The organism is Thermodesulfovibrionales bacterium, assembly GCA_035686305.1.
Taxonomy (GTDB): Bacteria; Nitrospirota; Thermodesulfovibrionia; order Thermodesulfovibrionales; family UBA9159; genus DASRZP01.
On the sequence record DASRZP010000006.1, the window covers coordinates 1 to 21874 of the forward strand.

Consider the following 21874-nt stretch of genomic DNA (forward strand, 5'->3'; position numbering starts at 1 on the left):
CCGTGGCCGTTCCTATACCCCAACGTGCCATCAACCATCCTGAGTCTTTCAGACTTCCGCCTCCCGAGAAATGACTCGACTTCATCTTCTAAAATGGTCTGGATGTATTCCTGCATCTTTCCTCGAACCATCTCCTCTAATGCCTCGTACGTCGCGCTTGACGGCCTTGCCGTCTCGGTGATACCCTTTCTCATGGTGGTGTCTCCTTCCTTTCGTTGATTTCCAGGTCAACTTAAAAGGATACACCGCCTGCTATCTATTTACACACTTTTTGATTGTACCCCCTCACAATCGGCGAAATACACAGCCGGAAAAAACAGACAAGAGGCTTTTACACTGACGAGCAAACAAGCAAAGTGAACAAACGGCATTATCCAGCAAACGAAAAAACGAACAAATAGAAGATCAGTCTCCGTTGATTGCCGGACGGTTTTTCCGGAATCTTCCGGTTCTACATTAATCCAGGGAGGAACTCATCGGCGGGCTCAATGGAAATGCCATCTCTCAACAGCCTCTCCCTCCCCCGGTAAACGAGGAGTCTTTTTGCCTCCGGGTAGTCTTCACCGAATGCTTTAAGCGCCCTGAGGTCCTGGGGATGTATGGTAGCTGAGTTTTTTACCTCTATCGCCTGGAAGATATTCTTCCCGTATACAATAAAGTCGACTTCAGATCCGGCGCTGGTCCTCCAATAGAAGAGTTCGCAGCCGGGATGAAAATAATCTATCCATGCCCTGAGGTGCTGGGCCACCAGTCCTTCGAGTGCGGCGCCTGATTTCTCCTCGGGTCGGTCAAGAGGACCGGACGGCCGAAGGACGTTGTAAATGCCGGCATCGAAAAAATAGAACTTCGGGTGGGAGGCAACCGCCCTTTTCGCCCTCTTTGCAAACACCGAGATTCTGAATGCGAGGAGCAGATCTTCCAGTATTACGATATAGCCTTCCACTACTTTGCGCTCTATCTGGCATTCGCGCGCCACATTACTTATATTCAGGACAGAACCGTGGGAAAAGCTCATTGTTTCCAGGAACCTGGTAAAGTTGCCGATGTTTCTCGTGAGCCCTTCCATCTGGACTTCTTCCCTCAGATAGAGATCCACATAGGCCTGAAGTGTCGCCATCGGGTCTGCGCTGTTAAGGACAAGCGGTATCGTGCCGATCTGCAGGGCCTTGTCCAGTTCAAACAGATTTTTGAGCTCGGCCGCCATAAAGGGATGCATATGTTTCATTAATGCCCGGCCGGCAAGGAGGTTGACGCCTCCCCTGCGCAACTTCCGCGCGCTTGAGCCGGTCAGGATGAACTGGAGTCCTCTCTTTTCTTCAATGAGGCTATGCACCGCTTCGAGAAGCTGTGGCGCTTTCTGCACCTCGTCTATCACGACCGCTTTTTTCCCCTCATGCGCGTCTACCAGTTCTTTTAATCTCTCCGGGCGCGCGGTGTAATTCCTGAAGACCTCGGGAAGCAAGAGATCAAGGTATAAGGCCTGCGGATAGGTCTTTTTGATAAAGGTGGATTTCCCTGTGCCCCTCGGCCCGAGGAGAAAGAAGCTTTGCTTTTCCGGCTTTAGAAAGCGTTTTAGAGTTTCCATTTTATGTCCATTTATGGAAGTATAATATCCAAATTGCAGATAAATTTCAAGACTATAAGACTCGATAAAAAGAGCGAACTTTGAGGTCAGACTGACATTTTTTACTGTCGTAGAATTGTAGTAGTTTTCTGCTTTTTATGTAGATTTGACCGCAATACCCGGAATACGTAGAATGGCCTTTTCTGCTTTAATATCAACTGGTTTTGCTGGAACCGTTGCCAGTTGCCCATTTACGAAAAATGGCCGAAACCCGCTTTCAAGGCGATAAGGATCTCTCTCAGAAATGCCAAGAGTGCTCCTATGAAAGCCAACATGGCGGCCACAAAGAGAAACGCGACCACCGCGGCGGCGAGATCAATCGAGAAAAGTACCCCGCAACCATGGAAGCGATCACCAAGCATATCAAAAGGGCGCATACAGTACCCAGTGTGATTGCAGGCTGGTCCTGATATCAGTGAAATAATAAGGCAAGAATGACAACATATTTTAGGGACGTTGGTTCTCAGAGCGCATTGCTCTTGACAGGCGGAAGGGGATTCGATATCCTGTTGTCATGCCGCGACAAGCCAGCCGGGGCAGCGAAGAGCTTGGACTTTCAGGCGCGGAGATTGCGCGTCATTTGAGAGTGAACACATCAAGCGTCAACCGGGCCATATCGAGGGCCGAAAAATATATGGATAAATAAGCAATGCACGCTATGAACCAACGTCCCTCAATTTTCACTATCTTGTCATTCACGACCTGAAGGATTCGCCGGAGGACACAGGCTGGGGAAAGTGCCTACTCCTATCTTCTAAAAGTGGCAGAAAGCAGAGGTGGTAAGATAATCTTTCTAATGACACTCTCCCTGACATCCACACGATTTGCCCTTGGATTTTTCAAAAGCCTCTCTGCCCTCTCTAAAAGAAAAAACAGCAATGCCGATTGCACCAAGGGAGTCAATCATACCTATCCCCGTAACCTCATACCCGATGCTTGAAACAAGCAAGATGACTGACAGATACATACATGTCTTCGAACAGTTGGCATCCGCTATCAATGCCTGGGAATTGTATTCTTTACCGATCTTCATCTTGTAGTGGATAAGAAGCCACATGGACAGGATAGAAATGAGGGAGACGACAATACCCCAAAAGGTTGTCTCTGGTCTGCTCCCTCTGTAAATGTTCAGGGCAGAAGTAGCTACCAATCCAACGGCAAGAACATAAAAACTTCCTCCTGTTATCTGCAGTGCTCTTTTTTCGAAGATGTCATGATTAACAGCATCACTTTGCTTCATTCGTCTGATCATATGCCATATCCCCATGCCGGAGACTACCTCAACAAAGGAATCAAGTCCGAACCCGAACAAGGCTATGGTTTCATCGTGAAGACCGAAGAAGACTGAAACGCCCCCTTCAAGGAAGTTGTAGAAAATGGTGATAAGGGCAAGGGCTGATGCCCATTTATAAAAACGGCTTCTATCTTGAACGGGTCGGATGAATGTCAGTTCCATATCTCTATGATAATGGACTCGCAACAGTTATGTCTCAACCTTTCTTCCTCCTCTTCCTCTCCTTCGGCTCGACCCCGAACCTCTGTTGGCGGCGTTCGAAAAGAGCCGAATATGGCGGCGGTGGCTCGGAGCCAGTAAGGGTTTGGGCGCGAGCAACCGTCAAACAGCTCTGCGCGGGGCGAGCTGATTCATGGAGCAGTTCAGTTGCGAGACTACCCGGTTGAGTTTTCAATTTGGCGGCTATTGCCTGTTTCTATAAGACCTCCCCTCAAAAGTGATGAATCTGCCGTTCATGGTTAGTCTGTCGAGAATCGCAGAGGCAGTCACAGAGTCAAAGACCTTTCCCCATTGTGACGGCACCAGATTTGTGGTAACGATGGTGGTACCAATTTCTGTTCGTTTCGAGATAATCTGGAAGATACAGTCGGCCTGTTCCTTGGTGAGCATGGCATAACCGAGTTCGTCGAGACAAAGGACATGCACTTTTGAATAGAACTCCACGAAGCTGTAGAGGGTTTTTGCCCTGGCCATCTTGCCGGCCAAAGAGGCTCAGGAAGATCGTCTGATGCCCCTTTGAGAGCGCATCATGGCACAGGGCGGTTGCGATATGAGTCTTGCCGACCCCGGCAGGCCCGATGATGACCAGATTGCTTGGTTTCGTCAGCCACTGGGTATGCATGAACTCCAGGATATTAGTCCTGGGGACCTTGGGATTGAACTTCCAGTCAAAGTCGTCCATCAGCTTGGCCCTCTTAATGCCGGATCTTCTCATGAGGTATTCGATCCGTTTTTGTTGTCTTCGCTGATATTCCCCAGTAAGGAACTTCTGCAGGAACTCCTTGTCCTGCTCGGACAGGGCGGTCACATCAGAGAGTAATCTGAAGTGATTCCACAGTTCAGATAAGTTCATCATAATCGCTGAGATTCCTCCCTTCGTAGTCGATGTTGAGAAGCCCGACATCCTGCGGATGCACAGGGTTTTGCTGATACCCGGTTGGCATAAGGAGACTCTGCACATAGGTCAGTTTATGGATCTTGTTGCCGATCGCCTCTTTGACTGCCGAAATGATTGTTTCCTTTGCGCTGCCCCTGAGGAGTTTGAACAGCCCATGGGCGACAGCCATAGGGTCTTGTCCTTCATCTTCCGCGTAGTTTAGGAACTGCGCTATGCTTTGATCCATGGCCTTCATGAGCTGATACATGCGCTGGTGCTTGAAGTGCGGAGTCCTCTCCAGGAGTTTCTCCCGGTGAGAAGGGTTCTCTATCTTTGCCTTTTTCTCAAACGACCGGGGATGTACAGCCACCTTCTTCCCCTTTACCGCTATCTCAATCCGCTGGGGATAGGCCAGGATGTCGCACGCTTGGCCGCTATAGGAAGAAGGCGCCGAGTACCGGTTGGTGTCGAAATACACAAAACCGGTGGTGCTGATTACGGCCGGCTGCACCCGGTAGGGTTTGTACGATATCCGGGGAAGCCCCTTGAGCCGTTCCCTTTTCAGGGCATCGACGGGTTTCACGCCTGTCGTGCGATGGACCCTGTTGTTTCTTTCGATGCGCCACAGGCCCGTCTTTTTGTTCAACTCCTCAATATCTCTGAAGGTATTGGTCCCAATGAATGCGCCGATATCCCTGATGACCCTCTCGACCCTGCCTTTTTCGTTTGCCTTGCCGGGATTGCAGGCATAAAGAGAGAATCCATAGTGCCTTGCGAAGTCCAGAAAACGGGCGTTATAGGCAACCTCAGGTTTTCTTCTTATGACCACACTCTTGAGATTGTCATAGCGGTTGGTGGCGGCCACTCCCTCGGTCTCCCTGAAGGCCTCCATGTGTCCATCAAGGAAAAACTCCATGGAGTTCCTGGGGTAGAACTTTACATACAGATACCGGGAGTACGACATTTGGGAGTGAACACATCAAGCGTCAACCGGGCCATATCGAGGGCCGAAAAATATATGGATAAATAAGCAATGCACGCTATGAACCAACGTCCTTCAATTGTCACACACATCCTGTTGCCTATCGCGCCAGTCCTGGCAGGAGCTGGGCTAGCCCGTCTGCAATAAACTCAACCGAGATTGCGGCCAGCAGGAGCCCCATCAGCCGGGTTGCGACGTTGATCCCTGTCTTACTCATCATGCGGCTGACCGGGATCGCGGCCTTGAGCGAAAACCAGGTGAGAAGCGCCACGATGAGGCTGCTTCCGATGATCAGGGCGAGGTGAAGGGGATGATGAAACGACTGGTCGGCATATATTATCACCGTTGATATCGCCCCCGGCCCTGCCAGAAGCGGCATCGCGATCGGCACTACCGCAATGCTCTCCTTCTCCTCAGCTTCCTCTGCCTCTTCGGAGGTCTGTTTGCTCTGGGTGTGCTTCGCTTGCATCATCTCGATCGCCATCAGAAGAAGAAGAATGCCGCCGCCGACCCTGAACGAGGCGATGCTCACCCCGAAGAAGTTCAGGAGGGGCTTTCCCAGGACCGTCGCGAGCACCAGCACTACGGCGACGGCGACGCTCGCCGTCCGCGCGATATACCGCCGCCCGGTCTCTCCCATCTCCCCAGTGAGACTGACGAAGATCGGAACAACCCCGAGCGGATTCACGATCGCCAGGAGCGTCGTAAAGATCTTTATGTATCCGGTCCATTCGGTCATGGCATGCCTGAGACGCAGCGTTACAGTCTTACAAACATTATACAATACGAAGGGAGACGCATCGAACGACATGTCTTGAGCACCTGACGGCCATTCCCAAAAGGGCTGTCCGTCCCACAAGTCTTGGGCCAGAATATGCTTCGGGTCGTCAGCGGTTTTTTGAGAAGAAGGCTCTTTTGTACGGGTTTGCACTGGATTGAAGAATGAAACCGGCAGGGTTAAATAAGCAGAAGGATAAATAGGGCCGGTAATGCAAGATACAGGACCCCAAGACCTCTCCCCAGTGCGAGGGTCTTTGTGACCAGAACGTACTGAATGTCCGCAAGGTTTCTCGTCTTCCTGAGCATCAGCGTTTTCAAAGCCATGGTTGAGGTCGTACAGTCTCAGGTTTTCGGCTTCGGCGCGCTTGCATGCCTCTTGAAACGGAACACCGGCAAGTGGTGAACATCGATTGAATTTTTTACTTGACAGTTAATGTTATAAATGTTACATTAGTATCATGCATAACACCGAGAAGATGTTCGTCGACATAGCTTTTGCAGAAGAGAGGGAGATCAGGCATATGAAGAATATTTCAGGCCGTTTCACTGTGCGGATTGAGAGCCTTTTCACAGCCATCACCTTTACCGGGGCAGGTGAACTCAACACCGCAAGGGATTTTATGGGTGGCGACTCAGGAGACAGCAAGCGGCCCGTAGGTTGCTGCTTACCCGACTTCTGCGCAGGTAGGGCTTAACCGTGTAAGGCGAACCCAATGAAAGGGACTGATAGAGAGAATATGGGCAGGGTAAAGGGCTGGCTCTTATTCTTTTATAGTGTGCCCTCCAAGCCCGTCAGCAACCGCATGAAGATATGGCGGAAGCTTTCGAAGGCAGGGGCCGCGCAGGTCAAGGGGGCGGTCTATATTCTTCCCATGAACGAAGAGCACTATGAGTTTTTCCAGTGGCTCGTCGAGGAAGTCTCTTCAATGGGTGGAGAAGCGGCATTTACCAGAGTTGAGGCTATCGATTCCATGAAGGACCAGGAGATTGTTGACCTTCTTAACGGTCACAAAGAGGCCGAGTATCAACCTATCAGCAAAACCATTGCAGACCTTGAGATAAGAGTGAACAGTATCAGGAAGGGGTCAAAGTCTCAGAACCTGAAGACGCTTTCGGAACAGATTGCCAAGGCATCAAAGAGCTATGAGGAAATCTTGAGGACAGACTTCTTCTCTTCAAGGATCGGCGCTGCCCTCAAATCAAGACTCAACGTCCTGAAGACTTTAACGAAAGGCCTCCCCGGTGCTCTACCTGAGGCAAAACCTGCTGCTGTGCCTTCAAGAAGGCTCGAAGACTACCAGGGAAAGGTTTGGATCACGCGCAAGAAGCCCTTTGTCGACAGAATGGCTTCGGCATGGCTGATCCAAAGGTTCATCGACAAGAACGCTACATTCAGATTCGTTGACGAGAGCGAGCTTCCGGCAGCTGTCGGCAAGGGTCATGTCACCTTTGATGTGAGCGAAGGGACGTTTACCCATCTGGGTGACCTTTGCACCTTTGAGGTCCTCGTTAAGGCATTCGGGTTGAAGGACAAGACCGCGAGAAAAATCGCTGAGATTGTACATGAGATCGATATCAAGGACGACAAATATAGTAATGCAGAAACCGTTGGTCTTGAGGAGATCCTTTCCGGTCTCCGGAAATCTGTGAAGGATGATACGGAGCTGCTGGAAAAAGGCATGTCGGTCTTCGAGATGCTTTATTTGTCAAAGGCAGGATGACACAATGACACCGGGAGTATCGTTCAGAGAGGCATTCCTTTACTGGTTCAGGCTGGGGTTCATCAGCTTCGGCGGCCCCACAGGTCAGATCGCCATGATGCACAAAGAAATTGTCGAAAACAAGAAGTGGATGCCTGAAGACCAGTTCCTCCATGCCCTACATTTCTGTATGCTTCTACCAGGCCCGGAAGCCCAGCAGCTGGCCACGCACATAGGCTGGACACTCAAGCGGACTCCCGGGGCCATTGCCGCAGGGGTCCTCTTTGTCCTACCGTCAGTCTTCATACTCTGGGTGTTGAGCTGGGTCTATACCGCTTTTGGTACGATTCCGGCAGTAGCGGCGCTTTTTTACGGCCTTAAGCCGGCGGTGGCTGCGATTGTTGCTGAAGCCGTGATCCGAATCGGTAAGAAGTCCCTTAGGAGCGGTAGTCTTGTTATTCTGGCCGCTTCATCGTTCATTGCGATCTATTTTCTAAACGTATCATTCCCTTTTATAGTCTTCAGCGCAGGCATTATCGGGTATGTGCTCAATCACCGGCTCTCAGGCCTATCAACTGCAACAAGCCCGGCGACATTCGAAACTGCGCACACTTCAGAATCCGGCGGATGGGGCCGTGCTATGCGGATCGCCGCATTCGGCCTTATCTTGTGGTTCTCTCCGATCATTCTTCTTGGGTTGTGGCAGGGGTGGGACTCGATTCTTGTTCGTATCGGCATTCTGTTTAGCAAAGCCGCCGTAGTGACCTTCGGCGGGGCCTATGAGGTGCTCGGCTATATCGGCCAGCAGGCAGTGAATCATTATGGATGGCTCCGCCCCGAGCAGATGATGGACGGACTCGCCCTTGCGGAAACAACCCCAGGCCCACTTATCATGGTGAATCAGTTTGTAGCCTATGTTGCTGCATATCTGCATACACCTGGTATCACCCCTGGTCTTGCTGGCGCAATAGGTGGGCTGCTTGCCACATAGGTCACATTCGTGCCGTCAATGCTCTGGATATTCATCGGTGCGCCTTACATTAGATCCGCTCCGCAGGAACATAAAACTCTCTTCCGCCCTGGCAGCCATGACCGCTGCGGTGGTCGGTGTAATCCTCAATCTGGCAGTGAACTTTGCGCCCCATACTCTTTTGCCGGAAACGGGCGGGTCGAGTGGTGTGCGCTTGCGGCCTCGATAGTAGCCTTCATCGGTATGACAAGGTTCAAATGGGCATGCCCCTGTTATCATCGGCTCGGCATTGGCTGGGCACATATGGAAACAGATTCTCTAACAGGAAAAGGAGAAAGACCATGAGCGCACAATTTTGTCCTGTTGGAAAACTTGAGAAGTTAATCCTAGCGACCGACAGTTCCCTGCACAGCGAAGGAGCGATTCGGGAGGCTATCAGCTTCGCATCGAAATGTTCAAGCAAACTTTACGCATGCATGGTGCTTGAGACAAACCCCGAATATGAGACCATAGGCTCCAACGTCTTTGAAAAAAAAGAGGAAGAAGAGGCAAGAGCCCATCTTGAATCCGTTAAGTCACGGGCGGCAAAAGAGGGACTGGCGTGTGAAACTATCTTCCACGAATCAATAGAGGCTTCTCAAGCCATCGTGGATGAAAGCCACTGAGAAGAAAGCAGATTCGGGCAAAGGAAATGGGATACGCAGGCCCTCACTGCGTGATGAGAATGATCGACATTGGCGTAGCCCTTTCGTCGGCTGCCAAGACCGCAAGCATCTTAAACGTAGACAATAGGGTTCAGCAGCGTGTCGGAGCAACAGCTCGCGCTATCGGCCTGATCAAAGGTGAGGTTGTAATGGGCATCCCGGTAAGCATAACAGGAAAGAGTATCTACTATGACCGGCAGACCCCGGTGAAGCATTAAAGGACAAGGTGATGGATAACATACTTTCTCCTTTTACCTCACTATGCTCTGTGGGCTTCTTTGCCAGACTGTCGTACGCACTTGCAAGAAGCCCGGTGCTTCCACTCTTCTCCCTTTATCTCGGCGCCGGGCCTGAGGCTATAGGATTTGCGGTAGGAGTATCAACGGTCACGGGGATATTCTTCAAGCTTCCAGCCGGTGCGTTATCAGATGTGATAGGCAGGAAGAGGACGATGATGATCGGCCTTCTCTTTTTCGCTTTCATGCCGTTCACCTATCTCCTCGTGAAAGATTACAACCTGTTGATCGTCATCAGGTTCGTGCATGGTCTCGCCACCGCGATCTACGGGCCGGTCTCGATGGCAGTTGTTGCAGATATAGCGGGTACGAAGAAGGGAGAGATGCTTTCATGGTTTTCGTCGGTAACTATCATAGGAAACCTCATTGGTGCGCCCCTCGGAGGTTTCATCCTCCATAGAGGTCCGAGGGCAGCAGACCCCTCCCTGACTGACTTTCAGTATGCATATCTCGCAAGCGGTTTTGCAGGTCTTCTCTCTCTTATTTTAGCTATTAAAATACTGCGAGGAGACAAATCAGCATCTGATGGGAGAGGACTCAAGGAAGCATCCCTGAAGTTTATTTCAGGAATAAGAGAGGTAATAAGCGATAAACGGATTGCGATCACATCCGGAATAGAAGGACTTCAGAACATGACGATGGGTGCCATGGAGGCCTTTCTGCCTGTCTATGCAGTAAAGGTTGTCGGTCTCAATGAATTCCAGGCGGGTATCCTCTGGGGAGTGCAGGTGGTGACGACAATACTCTCGAAGCCGATTATGGGGAGGACGTCGGATAAGTATGGGAGGAAAGCATTGATAAGCGTTGGGATTCTCACCTGCGCGGTCTCCTTTGGGCTGATACCCGTATTCAAAGGTTTCTATCAGCTCATGGCAACAGCAGCTTTTTTCGGTCTCGGTGAGGCGCTTGTTGCTTCGTCAGGAGCGGCGTTTGTAGCTGATCTCTGCAAAGAGAAGCACGTCGGGACCGCCATGGGGACCTTTGGGACAATATTTGACGTGGGTCATGCATCAGGCCCGATCCTCGCCGGTTTTCTCCTGGCACGGCATGACTATCTTTTTTCATTCCGGGCGATGGCCGCGGTTCTTTTGTTGGCCGTGCCGATATTTGTATTGACCGTACATCCAAAAGCAGGTGAAGTCAGCAAAACGTAGTCTAAGTGCTATGCTTCTTTTTTCTCAAGCGTTCATTTAATCTCTCCACGACCACGTAAAATACCGGCACAAACGGGATGGCCAGAAGGGTCGAAGAGATCATGCCGCCAAAAACGACCGTGCCGATGGACCGCTGGCTGGCGGCACCAGCCCCGAAGGCAACAATGAGCGGAACCACACCCAATATAAAGGCAAAAGAGGTCATAACGATGGGGCGGAACCGGCGCCTGGTCGCCTCTATGGCCGCCTCGGTTATTGTCATTCCTCCTTTGCGCAAGTCGCGCGCAAATTCCACGATCAGGATGGCGTTTTTGCTTGCGAGGGCTATCATCAACACCAGGCCCACCTGGGTAAAAAGGTTGTTGTCATATCCCCGGATGGTGAGGGCCAGCAAGACCCCTGTAAGCGCTATGGGAACGACCAGTATGACCGCCGCAGGCGATGTCCAGCTCTCGTATAAGGCTGCCAGCACCAGATACACAAAGATGATCGAAAGAGCATAAATGAAGTAGGCCTGATTGCCGACCTTTTTTTCCTGGAAACTGGAGGATGTCCAGTCGTACCCCATACCCTCGGGCAATTTTTGCGCTGCCGTCTGCTCCATGAAAGTTATGGCCTGGCCCGAGCTGAATCCAGGCGCAGCGGACCCGAAAATGGCAGCAGCCGGATAAAGATTATAGCGCGTTATCAGCTCGGAGCCCTGAGCCTGTTTGACATCGAGCAAGGCCCCCATAGGCACCATATCGCCATTGGAATTAGCCACATATAAGTTTTTTATATCCTCGGGTTGAAGGCGGTAGCGGTCATCAGCCTGTACATATACCTGGAAGACCTGGTTGTATTTATTAAACAGGTTTACAAATGAGGAGCCCAGATAAGACCGAAGAGTGCTAAATACATTCTCCACGGGCACCTGAAAAGTCTCTGCTTTCGTCCTGTCTATATTCAGGTAAAGCTGAGGGTTGCCGACAGCAAATGTTGTTTGAAGGCCCCGCAGGCCTGGCTTAGTATTCCCTGCCTGCACGAGTTCATCCGTTGCTGCCTTGAGCTGATCCAGGCCCAGGCTGCCCCGGTCTTCCACCATCATCTGGAAACCGCCTGTCTGCCCCAGTCCCCGGATCGGGGGGGGAATCACCACAAAGGCAAGCGCCTCCTGAATGCCTGCAAGTTCACGGTTTAGATGCGAGATAATAACGTCCTGGCTTAGAGCGGCGCCTCGCACACTCCAGTCCTTGTAAGGTAAGAAAGTGGTTAAAACGTTCGAGAGATTAGCGCCGTCCAGGATCGAGAAGCCGCCTATAGTCGCCCAGGCGGCAACTCCAGGAGAATTTTTCAAAATGTCATTAATTTTGTTGGCCACCTGCTTCACTCTCGGTTGTGATGACCCGGGAGGCAATACGGCGAGCAGAATTGCATAACCCTGGTCCTCGGTCGGGAGAAATCCGGTGGGCCTTTTCAGGAAGACCAGGAAGGTCGACGTGATGATGACGGCAAAGACGATGAAGAACAGGACCGCCCTCTTTACCATAAAGGTGACGACAGCCAGGTAGCCGTCAGTCACAGCTTGAAAGCCCCTGTTAAATCCCCGGAAAAACCAGTTTGGCGGTTTGTCTCCGCGCGGCCTCAGCCATAAAGCGCACTGCGCCGGTTTTAGTGTAAGGGCGTTCAGAGCGCTGATGACAGTCGTGGAGGCTATCACGAGCGCGAACTGGCGGAAGACCTGTCCTGTGAGGCCCGGCAGGAATGAAGCAGGCAGGAAGACCGAAACAAGGGCGAGCGTAATGCCCATGACAGGCCCCGTCAGTTCCTGCATCGCCTTGATTGTGGCCTCTTTCGGCGGCAGGCCGCGTTCAATGTAGTAAGAGCTGTTTTCCACAATGATGATGGCATCGTCTACCACAATACCGATGACAAGGACCAACGCAAACAGGGTCATGAGGTTTATGGTAAAGCCGAGCGCTGCTATGGCTATAAAGGCGCCGATGATGGTGACCGGAACGGTAGTAGCCGGGACCAGCATGCCCCTGAAACTTTGAAGAAAGATGAGGATCACTGTAAGTACGAGAATAGCGGCTATATACAGAGTTTCATATACCTTGGCTATAGCTTGCCTGACAAAAATGGTGGTGTCATACGGGATGGTATATTTCAGGCCTGCCGGAAAGGTCTTGCTCATGTCCGCCATGGCCTCATAAACGCTGTCTGCCACAGCGATGGCATTGGCATCAGGCAGGGAGAACATTACGAGAAAAGCTGAATGATGGCCGGTAGCCCAGGCAAAATTGCTGAAGCTCTGCTGGCTCAGCTCCACCTTCGCTATATCGCGCAGGCGCACAATCTGTGAAGGTGGCCCCGCAACCGTCTTGATAATGATATTCTCAAACTCGCTTTCACTCGACAGCCGGCCAAGGGCCGTTATGGTGAGCTGAAAGGGCTGATTCTGGGGGACCGGCGGCACGCCTAACTGGCCAGCCGCAACCTCGGCGTTCTGGCCTTGTATGGCTTTAACAACATCGGATGTGTTAAGACCGAAGGTCTGCAGCCTCTTTGGGTCAAGCCATACCCTCATGCTGTAAGGGCCGGCGCCGAAGACCTTTACCTGGCCCATACCGGGCAGCCTCGCAAGGGGGTTTTGCAGGTTTATTACTCCATAATTGGACAAATATATCTCATCAAAACGGTCGTCATCGGAGTAAAGACTAACGACAAGCAGGATATTGGGAGAGACTTTCCTGACCGTGACTCCCTGCTGCGTGGCGCCCGACGGTAGCTGTGCCAGAGAGCCGTTTACAAGGTTTTGCACCTGCGCCAGCGACGCATTCTGGTCTGTCCCGATGTCGAAGGTGATGGTCAGGGTATAGGACCCATCGCTGCCGCTGGTGGAAGACATATAGATGGCACCTTCCACGCCATTGACGGCTTGTTCAATCGGTGTCGCAATAGTGTTCGCTATAACTTCGGCACTAGCACCCGGATAGCGGGTGGTAACCTGGATCGTAGGAGGAACGATCTGGGGCCACTGGGCAACCGGTAAGCGGTTGATGAAGATGATCCCGATAAGCATAGTGATTATCGCTATAACGTTTGCAAAGATCGGTCGCTCTATAAAAAATTTTGATATCACCGGTTATCCTTTACCTTGAGACCATTGAGTGAAACCACATTCACTCTTCATCTGTCATTCCGGCTTGTCCGGAATCTTTCTTCAGAAGGATTCTCGACGCGCTCCGCTTGCGGGAATGACAAATTTAAACGCTTTAGAGCCTGCAATTAGTTCTTCTCCTGTACTGGGGTGATCGGGCTTCCCGGACGAGCCTTCAATAACGCGCTGACAATGATCCTTTCATTGCCGGCAAGCCCTTCTTCAACTACCCGCAGATTACCTTCCAATGGACCAATCTTAACGCTGCGGCGTTCGACTACATTTTGTGAGTTGACGACAAGTACATAGGAGCCCTGCTGGTCGCTGCCGGCTGCCGTAGATGGTATGAGCATTGCAACCCTTGTTTCGAGCGGCACGCGTACACGGGCATATAAACCAGGCATTATATTGGCCGCGGGGTTTGAGAAGACACCCCTCAGCTGGAGCGTACCGGTAGATGTGGAGACGTTCGTAGCGGCAAAATCAATATAACCACGATGAGGGTAGCCTTCTTCACTGACCAGACCCATTAAAACAGGCCATTTCAGGGCAACACCACTTCCCGGTATCACGCGCGCAGTTTTCATCAGCCGGGCCAGATCCGCATCACCAACGGTGAAATACACATAGATAGGGTCAATCTGAATTATTTGTGCAAGGTTGGTATTTGACGATGAAGAACCCACGAGGTTGCCGGGATCCTGAAGTCTTCGATCGATCCTGCCGTCAAAAGGGGCAGTGACCCGCGTATATCCCAGATTAAGCCTCGCTACTTCCTCGTTCGCGAGTGCCGTCTTCAGGTTGGCTTCGGCTGAATCGCGTTGGAATCGCCAGTTGTCTACGTCGGATTGCGAAGCAGCCTTGTCAGGCAAAAGATTCGAGTAGCGTGTGAATTGACTTTGTGCATATTGGAGCTGGGCTTTTTGTGCCAGTACCTGCCCCTCTGCCTGGTGCAGATTGTCTATGTACGTATTCTCCTGAATGAGAAAAAGCAACTGTCCTTTCTTTACCATTTGCCCGTCCTGGAAGAACACTTTGTCAAGATATCCTGCGACTCTTGCCACAAGTTGTACGGTATTGACGGCCTGCGTATTGCCTGTCAGTTCGAGATAATAGGTGACGTTACGCTGCAGCGGTTGAGTGACGGATACTCTCGGGGGTGGAGGCGAAGAGTGAGTTTCCTTCCTCTCGCAGCCGGCAAGGCAAAAAAGACAAGCCAGGGAAACCGCTGCGGCTGTGATCCCTTTAATTATGAAATGTAAGTATTTCCTGTATGCCATTCATCTGCCCTCACGCTTATACCGTTCTTCTGATTTCATACTGAATGATAAAGTCCTTTTACCAATCCGGTGCCCTGATCGAAGAGCTGGGTTTTTCCGTAAGTGGTGGATTGTACGATGCAGGGGCTAACAATCTGCCCCAATCGGTACGTTTTGCCATCTCCTCCCTAATTCCCTCTGGTACGAGATCTCTTCCTTCCCGGCTTTCCCAAGCGCCGCCGAGGGCCCTATAGACTCCAACCAAACTGGTGGAGATATTGCCGAGAGTACTGGCGAGATTGTCCTGTTCATTCAAGAGAGACTGCTGGGCCAGAAGCACTGCGGTAAAGTCCTTTACGCCTTCACGGTATTGCTTTACCGCAAGATCGAGAGCGCTCTTTGCGGACTCGGCGCTCCTCGCAAGGTCATCGGCCCGCTCCTGGGCCCTGAGGAACGCAGACAGATTGTCCTCGACATCCTGCTGGGCCGAGAGGACGGTGTTTTGATACGCAATGAGCAACTCTTGTAACCTGGCGTCCTGGACACGGACATTGTTCGTGATCTGGCCATAATTGAGAATATTCCACTGGAAAGAGGGTCCCGCCAAAATCGTTCTGCTTCTCCATTTGAACATGTCGCTGAGTTCGGATTTCCCGGCGCTGGTCGAAAGAAAACTGAAGTCTCCTGAGAGAGAGAAGGCGGGATAGAGCTCCGCTTTGGCCACGCCGATCTGGGCACTTTGTGCTATCGCCTGATACTCTGCGCTCCGAATGTCCGGCCGCCGTCGCAGGAGATCGGCGGGAATTCCCACGACAATTTCAGTCGGAGAGACTGGTATATCCGAAGGACCTTCAAGCATTTCTGCCAGGTCCTTCGGCGCCATACCCAGCAGTACGCATAACGCGTTTTCTTGTTGCCTCTGCTGGGCTTTGAGTGAAGGAATGGAAGCCATGGTATTGTTAAGTTGAGTTCTGGCCTGCTCCACATCCAGCAGCGATGCGGTGCCGTAGCGGTACCTTGCCTCAGCAATCTTCAGGCTTTCTTTCTGGGTCTCCACATTTTGAAGGGCGATGGCGATTCGTTTTTCGAGGGTCCTGATATTTATATATGAATTGGCTACATCAGCCGTGAGGCTCACAAGGGCGTTATCGTAATCAGCGGCTGTTGCAAGCCAGCTGGCACTTGCCGACTCAATCGCCCGCCTGAACTTCCCCCAGAAGTCGATCTCCCAGCTCGCATTCGCACCTATTTGAGACAGGTAATACTGAAACGGCGGAATTGCCTGGGCTGACTGTTCGCTCAACCTGGTGTAGTTGAGCGAACCCGCGGCCTGTTGTGTCTGGGGATAAAAGTTGCCGGCAGCAATACCTAGTTGGGCTCTCGCTTCGATCACTCTCACTCCGGCAATCTTCAGGGACAGGTTTTCGTCGTAGGCCTGGTCAACCAGTCTGTTCAGGACCGGATCATTGAATGTCTGCCACCAGTTGCGATAGTCTCTGGTCTCGCTGTTAACCCTCTTATCTCCTGACTCGATCCATGTCGACTCTATCGGCGCTTCGGGCCGCTGAAAGTCAGGGCCAACCGTACAGCCGGATATTATCAAACTGAAGACCGCTGCAATACCATAACAGAATGGTTTGATCATGGGGCGAAGGAGCATAGACATCAGCCTCCCCAATTGCGTCTGAAATTCAGAAATTAATTACGCAAGAGAAATAGTTTGTATCATGATCTGCAAAAGAGTCAAGAGGCCTCCCGCCATCAGGCGATGTTCACTTCCGGATGGTCGGGACTCCGTTCGAAATACACCTGGTGCTTGTTGGCAGGTGTTATATTTTGGCCAGATCGAATGCGAGCTTTATAGCCGCCCCGATCAGCGCGGCTTCTTCTTTGCTCATCTCGCCCAGGCTTCCGCGTCTTTCCGTCATTCTCCGGAAGCGCGTGAAGTCCGTCGGCAGTGCCTCAATGTCTATCAAGTGCGCGATCCCCCGAATAATCTCGCCTATCCTTTCCGGAGATTTTGTGGCCCCTTCCAGTTTAGCGAAATATTGAACCTTGATTGTCGCCCTTGTGACACTGTATTCAACGTCCTTCACGCGATGAAGGGCGAGGATTGCGTAATCGCCGAGGGCTTGCCAGAATAATTCGTCGTATCCCTGCCAATCGGGCAACGAGAAGCGCAATAACGCGGGCCTTTTCCTTCCTATCTGCGGGACGCATTTTTCAAGGGTGACAACGAAATCCCGAACCTTGTTCCTGTCTATCTGATCAAGCATCTCATAGAGCCTGCGCCGCTGTTGTCTCCGAAGGAGTTTCTCGACCTGCTCCAAAACGCTGCCCTGCCCGGGGTGCGCGCCTAAGGTATCGAGAACATTGTTCATTAAGGTATCCATACCATTCCTCCTCGGATGATTACCGACTTCATCGAGCATGCATGCCCGCCACGCGCGTCGAGCTCCCTGACCCCGCCAGAGCCGTCCGATAGCACATTGTAGCTGCCGCCCGCCTTAACTAGATGATAATTGACACTTCCATATGAGTCAAGGCCGGCCTTGAACTGTTCACCATCTCCTCACTGAGCGGGCATTTACACCTGTGCCTTACGGAAGATCATCTCGTCTACGGCCTCCCGGATATGATCATACCCTTCTTCCCTATGAGGGATGACGCAGTGCGAACAGTCCTTGATTCCCCTGCTCATGATGAAATCTCCTCCGCAGTCGAGCAAATAAAGGGGACACCAGCAGAAGAGACACGATTTCCATTCCTGAAGATCGTGGCAAGGATAGAAACTACAGTCTCGATGAACGAAATACTTATAATTCATTTCGTTGATTCCTCCCTCGGGAATGTTGTGGTTGATCTGGATAGGTCTTCCGGCTTAGGGCGATATAAGCTCGTCTACTTGCCCGCCTTCCCATCACGATATAGCTCGTGACAGTGGCCTTCGGTTGGCTTTCGTTCCCTTCACGGCTGCGGGGCAGCGGAGGAATTGCACCTCTCTTCCCTGACTTCCGTAAATCATGAATATCTGTTGTTAACGCCTGGTGCCCTCTTTGATCACCTCCTGAAGAATAGTTCAGGCCTCAATCATCACGTATGTATTTATAGCAGATGTTCTTACGCTTTTCAAGGTCCCGTCCCTGCAAAACTTGGTATGGCCACGGACTATCATAACGCCCGGCTGACGTAAGCAATGGGTATGGACGCTTCGCAAGGATGATTCGGTCTCCATTTTCTGTCTGCCTTCTCTCCTCTGCCTACTGATAAGATTTCAGCGAACGCCAAATTGAAAAACGAAGAGGATCTGATACCATGTACTTGAGATAGTGTATGGCCCTTGCTTGCAAGAATGTTTGAAGGTAGGAACCAAGGGCCTTGTCTCCAGGACATCTCAAGGGTTGACCCACATGCCTCATCGTGAAATGCGTCGTCTTCTTGAGATAATGTTAGGAACCGGCGGAAATATGCTTTCTGAAGCATGAGGATGGAGAGGATGAAACGTGATCTTCTCTTTAAACCTTCCGACATTCCAATCGTGGAAGGTAGAGTATATCATCTGGACCTGAAACCTGACGAACTGGCCAAGCATATTCTCATTGTGGGAGATCCTGAACGGGTCCCTCTTATTGTAGAAGAATGTTTCAGCGGGAGAGAAATCGACAGACTCCATAGGGGGCTCAGGACAATAACAGGGATAGTCCGGGACACGGGCCAGAGGGTCTCGATCATAACATCAGGGATGGGAACACCTTCTCTTGAGGTTGTACTGAATGAGATCGTGGCGCTCAATGAGATGGATTTTCGTGAAGGGATGCGAAAATCTTCCTACGATATGCTAACCGTAGTGAGGGTAGGCACCTCGGGGAGCATTCAGTCGGATATTGAACTGGGCACGCTTATTATCACCGAGTATGCTGTCGGATTGGAGAATACCGGATTCTTTTACGATGTCTCCTCTTCAGAGCAGACCTTAGAAATCCTCGAAGGCAGGATCAGATCTGCCCTTGACGGTGCCATTCCTTTCCACTCGCGTTTCAAAGGGAAGATCCACCCCTATGCCTCAAGGGCTCATCAGGATGTCACAGGAGCATTGGAACGTGAAGCCGTGAACTTTGGGGCAAAATTCAAGCGGGGGGTAACCGTAACCAATTCTGGTTTTTTTGCAAACCAGGGGAGAACGGTATCGAGGATCCCTCTGACAGTCCCCGAAATAGACGGCATTCTTTCGTTAGTTGACACCGGTATAAAAGGATTGAGGATAGAAAATATGGAGATGGAGGCAAACTTTCTCCTTTATTTCATGGGTGCTCTGGGCTACAGGGCAGGTGTCGTATGCGTTGCAATCGATAACCGTCGCGAGGACAGGTTCATCGACCATTATGAACAGCATATCATGAACGCTTCGAAGGTGGCATTGCGCGCACTAGCAGCATTCCCATAAATCTCCCGGGGCAGCGCAGAGGACAGTTTAAGGGCAGGCATCATGCGAGAACAAAAAAATCATTCTCCCGGCATGAGAGGGAATGGTCGGCCCGCATCTCCCCGTGACAGGTCAGAGGACCGGCCTGAACCTTGCTCCTCTTCTTCTTTCTCTTCTGTTCGTACATGAGCTTGTCGGCCTCAGCGATCAGATCGTGGATGGAATAGGAACTATCGGGATCGCATGATGCCATGCCCAGGCTCAGGGAGAGCCGGTAACCGCGGTTGTTTTCAGCATTGTGTATCTCGAGTATCCTCCGCACCCTGGAGGCATAGACATCGGGATCGTCATAGGCCGGCTCAATGAGGAGAACAACAAATTCATCGCCGCCGATACGGGCGATGATATCAGCCTTGCGGAAACTCTCCCTGAGGATATTGGCCGTCTCGATGATCGCTCCGTCTCCTTCCTGGTGACCGAAGGTATCATTGATCTTCTTGAGATCATCGAGGTCGGCGGAAAGGAGAGACATCCCTTTTTTCAGGCGGTGAGATATCTTCACCTGCTGCCCGGCCAGAGACAGGAAACCCCGCCGGTTCAAGAGCCCTGTGAGTTCATCGGTGACTGAAAGACTGTGGAGTCTCTTCTCCGTCATCTTAAGCTGACTGATATCCTTTGATATGACAGAGACAGCCTCTATCTCGCCGCCCTGTCCCATGATAGGGCTCAGGGTCCGAAGAAAATATCTTCCGTCCCTGAGACTCCTGTGCACATGGTGAGCGGATTTGCCGGTCCGAACAACCTCGTTGACCTTGCAGACGAAATACCGCGTCTCAGACAGAGAATGGAACCTGCTGTATTGCAGGCCTGCTACCTCTTCTCCCGACAGACCCAACCTCTCCTGATGTCTTCTGTTCATGTAGAGATATTTGCACTCTCTGTCCACGAGATATATTGCATCATCACTCGACTCAACAAGCAGGCGATAGAGGGCGTCTCTCCGCTCTGACTCCCCTGATTTTGCTGAGGAAGTCTGTGGCATGTACTGGACGGTTTCTGCCGATACCCCTTCCGGTTGTTTTCTTGTCTTGGGTTTGTTGTTCATTTTTGCAGTTATCTCCTCCTCTTATGCTTTTTAAAGCAAAGAATATGCCAAGTTAAAGGATTCGCCGGGAAATAAGGCAAAGGCATTATAACCTGCTGATATTTAATACTATTTAATTAAAACAGGAAGTTTACAGCAAGATACTGCTCATCTTTAATTGCGAATGGTGATGCCTCAAGCAATAGCCAAATAATTGACAGCAAGTGAGGGATTTCTCATTTCAGGTACTCCTGAAAGAGCCAGGTCGAAAGATATCGCTCTCCTGTATCAGGGAGAACCACGACGATGAGCTTGTCTTTGCTGTCAGGCCTCTTCGCGACCTCCAGCGCAGCCCACATCACCGCACCCGAGGAGATCCCTGCGAGGATACCTTCTTCCTTTGCCAATCTTTTCGAGATTTTCCCCGCATCTTCGTGGCCAACGAGCATGATCTCATCGACGAGATCCATCCTCAGGACATCAGGGACAAAGCCTGCTCCTATACCCTGTATTTTGTGCGGTCCCGGCTTTCCGCCCGAAAGCACCGGTGAATCCGCCGGCTCAACCGCTATCGCCCGGAAAGACCGCTTACGCGGCTTGATCGCCTCTGCGATTCCGCTGATCGTGCCTCCGGTACCGACGCCCGCAATCAGAAGATCCGCCCTGCCTCCGGTGTCGTTCCATATCTCCTCGGCCGTTGTCTTCCTGTGTATCTCTACATTCGCCCTGTTCCTGAACTGCTGGGGGATAAAGCTTTTCGAATATTCCCTTGCAATCTCTTCAGCCCTGTCCACGGCACCTTTCATCCCCCTTGCTCCCTCGGTGAGAATGATCTCTGCCCCAAAGATCCTGAGGAGCGCCCTCCGTTCGAGACTCATAGTGTCCGGCATCGTCAATATGAGTCGGTAACCACGGGCAGCGCAGGTAAAGGCGAGGGCTATGCCGGTATTACCGCTTGTCGGCTCGATGATCACTGTCTCCCTATCAATCATCCCATCCCTCTCGGCAGCGTCAATCATCGCGACACCGAGCCTGTCCTTGACGCTCGAAAGGGGATTGAAAGACTCAAGCTTTGCCACGATTTCACATGGCAATCCTTTCGTAAGCTTGTTGATCCTTACCAGGGGGGTGCCGCCGATCGTCTTTGTTATGTCCTCAAAAATTCTTGTCATACTATCCTCCTCCCGCTGATTCTCGCGCAAACACATGCCTTGCCCCGGCCTTCATACAGCTTTTTTCATAAGCCCCTCGATGATGGTATAGCCGCCGCAGGGCGGAACATCAAGCCCTTCCCTGAAATCACAGCCATCAACGAGGAAATCACATTTCGTGCAGACGGTCTCTCGAATCTCACGGTCACAAGAAA

General features: G+C 51.4%; 23 protein-coding genes and 1 riboswitch. Of the genes, 9 read left to right on the plus strand and 14 right to left on the minus strand.

Annotation, left to right across the window (positions count from 1 at the left end; translation table 11 throughout):
• The 3 genes from VFG09_00590 to VFG09_00600 form a co-directional block, all read right to left on the minus strand.
• Positions 1–194, minus strand: a 194-nt coding sequence (locus VFG09_00590) for a hypothetical protein (GenBank protein ID HET6513634.1), incomplete at its 3' end; no start/stop codon positions are given.
• Positions 195–451: 257 nt separating this feature from the next.
• Positions 452–1585, minus strand: a complete 1134-nt coding sequence (locus VFG09_00595; GenBank protein ID HET6513635.1) for an AAA family ATPase — start codon at positions 1583–1585, stop codon at positions 452–454.
• Positions 1586–1815: 230 nt separating this feature from the next.
• Positions 1816–2001 (minus strand): hypothetical protein, encoded by a 186-nt coding sequence (locus tag VFG09_00600; protein ID HET6513636.1) that lies wholly within the window; start codon positions 1999–2001, stop codon positions 1816–1818.
• Positions 2002–2058: 57 nt separating this feature from the next.
• On the opposite strand from VFG09_00600, the gene VFG09_00605 reads away from it, so the two are divergent.
• Positions 2059–2208 (plus strand): hypothetical protein, encoded by a 150-nt coding sequence (locus VFG09_00605; protein ID HET6513637.1) that lies wholly within the window; start codon positions 2059–2061, stop codon positions 2206–2208.
• A 209-nt stretch (positions 2209–2417) separates the two neighbouring features.
• Here the strand turns inward: VFG09_00605 and VFG09_00610 are convergent, their stop codons facing one another.
• Both VFG09_00610 and VFG09_00615 read right to left on the minus strand, forming a co-directional pair.
• Complete coding sequence (locus VFG09_00610; GenBank protein ID HET6513638.1) at positions 2418–3080, minus strand: cation transporter; 663 nt, start codon at positions 3078–3080, stop codon at positions 2418–2420.
• 240 nt (positions 3081–3320) lie between these two features.
• Complete coding sequence (locus VFG09_00615; GenBank protein ID HET6513639.1) at positions 3321–3611, minus strand: ATP-binding protein; 291 nt, start codon at positions 3609–3611, stop codon at positions 3321–3323.
• 55 nt (positions 3612–3666) lie between these two features.
• Here VFG09_00615 and VFG09_00620 point away from each other — a divergent pair, with 55 nt between their 5' ends.
• Entirely contained in the window at positions 3667–3957 is a 291-nt protein-coding gene (locus tag VFG09_00620) for a hypothetical protein (GenBank protein HET6513640.1), read from the plus strand.
• 19 nt (positions 3958–3976) lie between these two features.
• Here VFG09_00620 and VFG09_00625 read toward each other — a convergent pair whose 3' ends face one another.
• Together VFG09_00625 and VFG09_00630 are read right to left on the minus strand one after the other, a co-directional pair.
• A complete protein-coding gene (locus VFG09_00625; GenBank protein ID HET6513641.1) occupies positions 3977–4930 on the minus strand; it encodes a hypothetical protein in 954 nt (317 codons plus the stop codon).
• A 166-nt stretch (positions 4931–5096) separates the two neighbouring features.
• The gene (locus VFG09_00630) at positions 5097–5807 is read right to left on the minus strand and encodes a YchE family NAAT transporter (GenBank protein ID HET6513642.1); all 711 of its coding nucleotides are present in this window, start codon (positions 5805–5807) and stop codon (positions 5097–5099) included.
• A gap of 427 nt (positions 5808–6234) precedes the next feature.
• On the opposite strand from VFG09_00630, the gene VFG09_00635 reads away from it, so the two are divergent.
• From VFG09_00635 to VFG09_00660, 6 genes are all read left to right on the plus strand, one after another.
• Positions 6235–6471: a hypothetical protein gene (locus VFG09_00635; protein HET6513643.1), complete on the plus strand. Its 237-nt coding sequence runs from the start codon at positions 6235–6237 to the stop codon at positions 6469–6471.
• An 18-nt stretch (positions 6472–6489) separates the two neighbouring features.
• A complete protein-coding gene (locus tag VFG09_00640; GenBank protein ID HET6513644.1) occupies positions 6490–7497 on the plus strand; it encodes a chromate resistance protein ChrB domain-containing protein in 1008 nt (335 codons plus the stop codon).
• A 4-nt stretch (positions 7498–7501) separates the two neighbouring features.
• Positions 7502–8467 (plus strand): chromate efflux transporter, encoded by a 966-nt coding sequence (chrA, locus tag VFG09_00645; GenBank protein ID HET6513645.1) that lies wholly within the window; start codon positions 7502–7504, stop codon positions 8465–8467.
• Positions 8468–8787: 320 nt separating this feature from the next.
• Positions 8788–9111 (plus strand): universal stress protein, encoded by a 324-nt coding sequence (locus VFG09_00650; GenBank protein ID HET6513646.1) that lies wholly within the window; start codon positions 8788–8790, stop codon positions 9109–9111.
• Between the two features lie 26 nt (positions 9112–9137).
• Complete coding sequence (locus tag VFG09_00655) at positions 9138–9368, plus strand: ferredoxin domain-containing protein (GenBank protein HET6513647.1); 231 nt, start codon at positions 9138–9140, stop codon at positions 9366–9368.
• A gap of 11 nt (positions 9369–9379) precedes the next feature.
• A complete protein-coding gene (locus VFG09_00660; protein ID HET6513648.1) occupies positions 9380–10600 on the plus strand; it encodes an MFS transporter in 1221 nt (406 codons plus the stop codon).
• 1 nt (position 10601) lies between these two features.
• Here the strand turns inward: VFG09_00660 and VFG09_00665 are convergent, their stop codons facing one another.
• The 5 genes from VFG09_00665 to VFG09_00685 form a co-directional block, all read right to left on the minus strand.
• Positions 10602–13724, minus strand: coding sequence for a multidrug efflux RND transporter permease subunit (locus VFG09_00665; protein ID HET6513649.1), 3123 nt, complete (start codon positions 13722–13724; stop codon positions 10602–10604).
• Positions 13725–13870: 146 nt separating this feature from the next.
• Entirely contained in the window at positions 13871–15022 is a 1152-nt protein-coding gene (locus VFG09_00670) for an efflux RND transporter periplasmic adaptor subunit (protein HET6513650.1), read from the minus strand.
• 58 nt (positions 15023–15080) lie between these two features.
• Positions 15081–16667, minus strand: coding sequence for an efflux transporter outer membrane subunit (locus VFG09_00675; GenBank protein HET6513651.1), 1587 nt, complete (start codon positions 16665–16667; stop codon positions 15081–15083).
• Positions 16668–16830: 163 nt separating this feature from the next.
• The gene (locus VFG09_00680; protein ID HET6513652.1) at positions 16831–17394 is read right to left on the minus strand and encodes a hypothetical protein; all 564 of its coding nucleotides are present in this window, start codon (positions 17392–17394) and stop codon (positions 16831–16833) included.
• A 194-nt stretch (positions 17395–17588) separates the two neighbouring features.
• Positions 17589–17828 carry a cysteine-rich small domain-containing protein gene (locus VFG09_00685; GenBank protein ID HET6513653.1) on the minus strand — a complete coding sequence of 80 codons (240 nt, stop codon included), beginning with the start codon at positions 17826–17828 and terminating at the stop codon, positions 17589–17591.
• A gap of 21 nt (positions 17829–17849) precedes the next feature.
• Positions 17850–18042: riboswitch (cobalamin riboswitch) on the minus strand.
• Between the two features lie 455 nt (positions 18043–18497).
• Here VFG09_00685 and VFG09_00690 point away from each other — a divergent pair.
• A complete protein-coding gene (locus tag VFG09_00690) occupies positions 18498–19445 on the plus strand; it encodes a hypothetical protein (GenBank protein ID HET6513654.1) in 948 nt (315 codons plus the stop codon).
• A 40-nt stretch (positions 19446–19485) separates the two neighbouring features.
• Here VFG09_00690 and VFG09_00695 read toward each other — a convergent pair whose 3' ends face one another.
• Together VFG09_00695 and cysK are read right to left on the minus strand one after the other, a co-directional pair.
• On the minus strand, positions 19486–20529 hold the full coding sequence (locus VFG09_00695) for a GGDEF domain-containing protein (protein HET6513655.1): 1044 nt from the start codon (positions 20527–20529) through the stop codon (positions 19486–19488).
• Between the two features lie 215 nt (positions 20530–20744).
• Positions 20745–21680 (minus strand): cysteine synthase A, encoded by a 936-nt coding sequence (gene cysK, locus VFG09_00700; GenBank protein HET6513656.1) that lies wholly within the window; start codon positions 21678–21680, stop codon positions 20745–20747.
• Between the last annotated feature and the right edge of the window lie 194 nt (positions 21681–21874).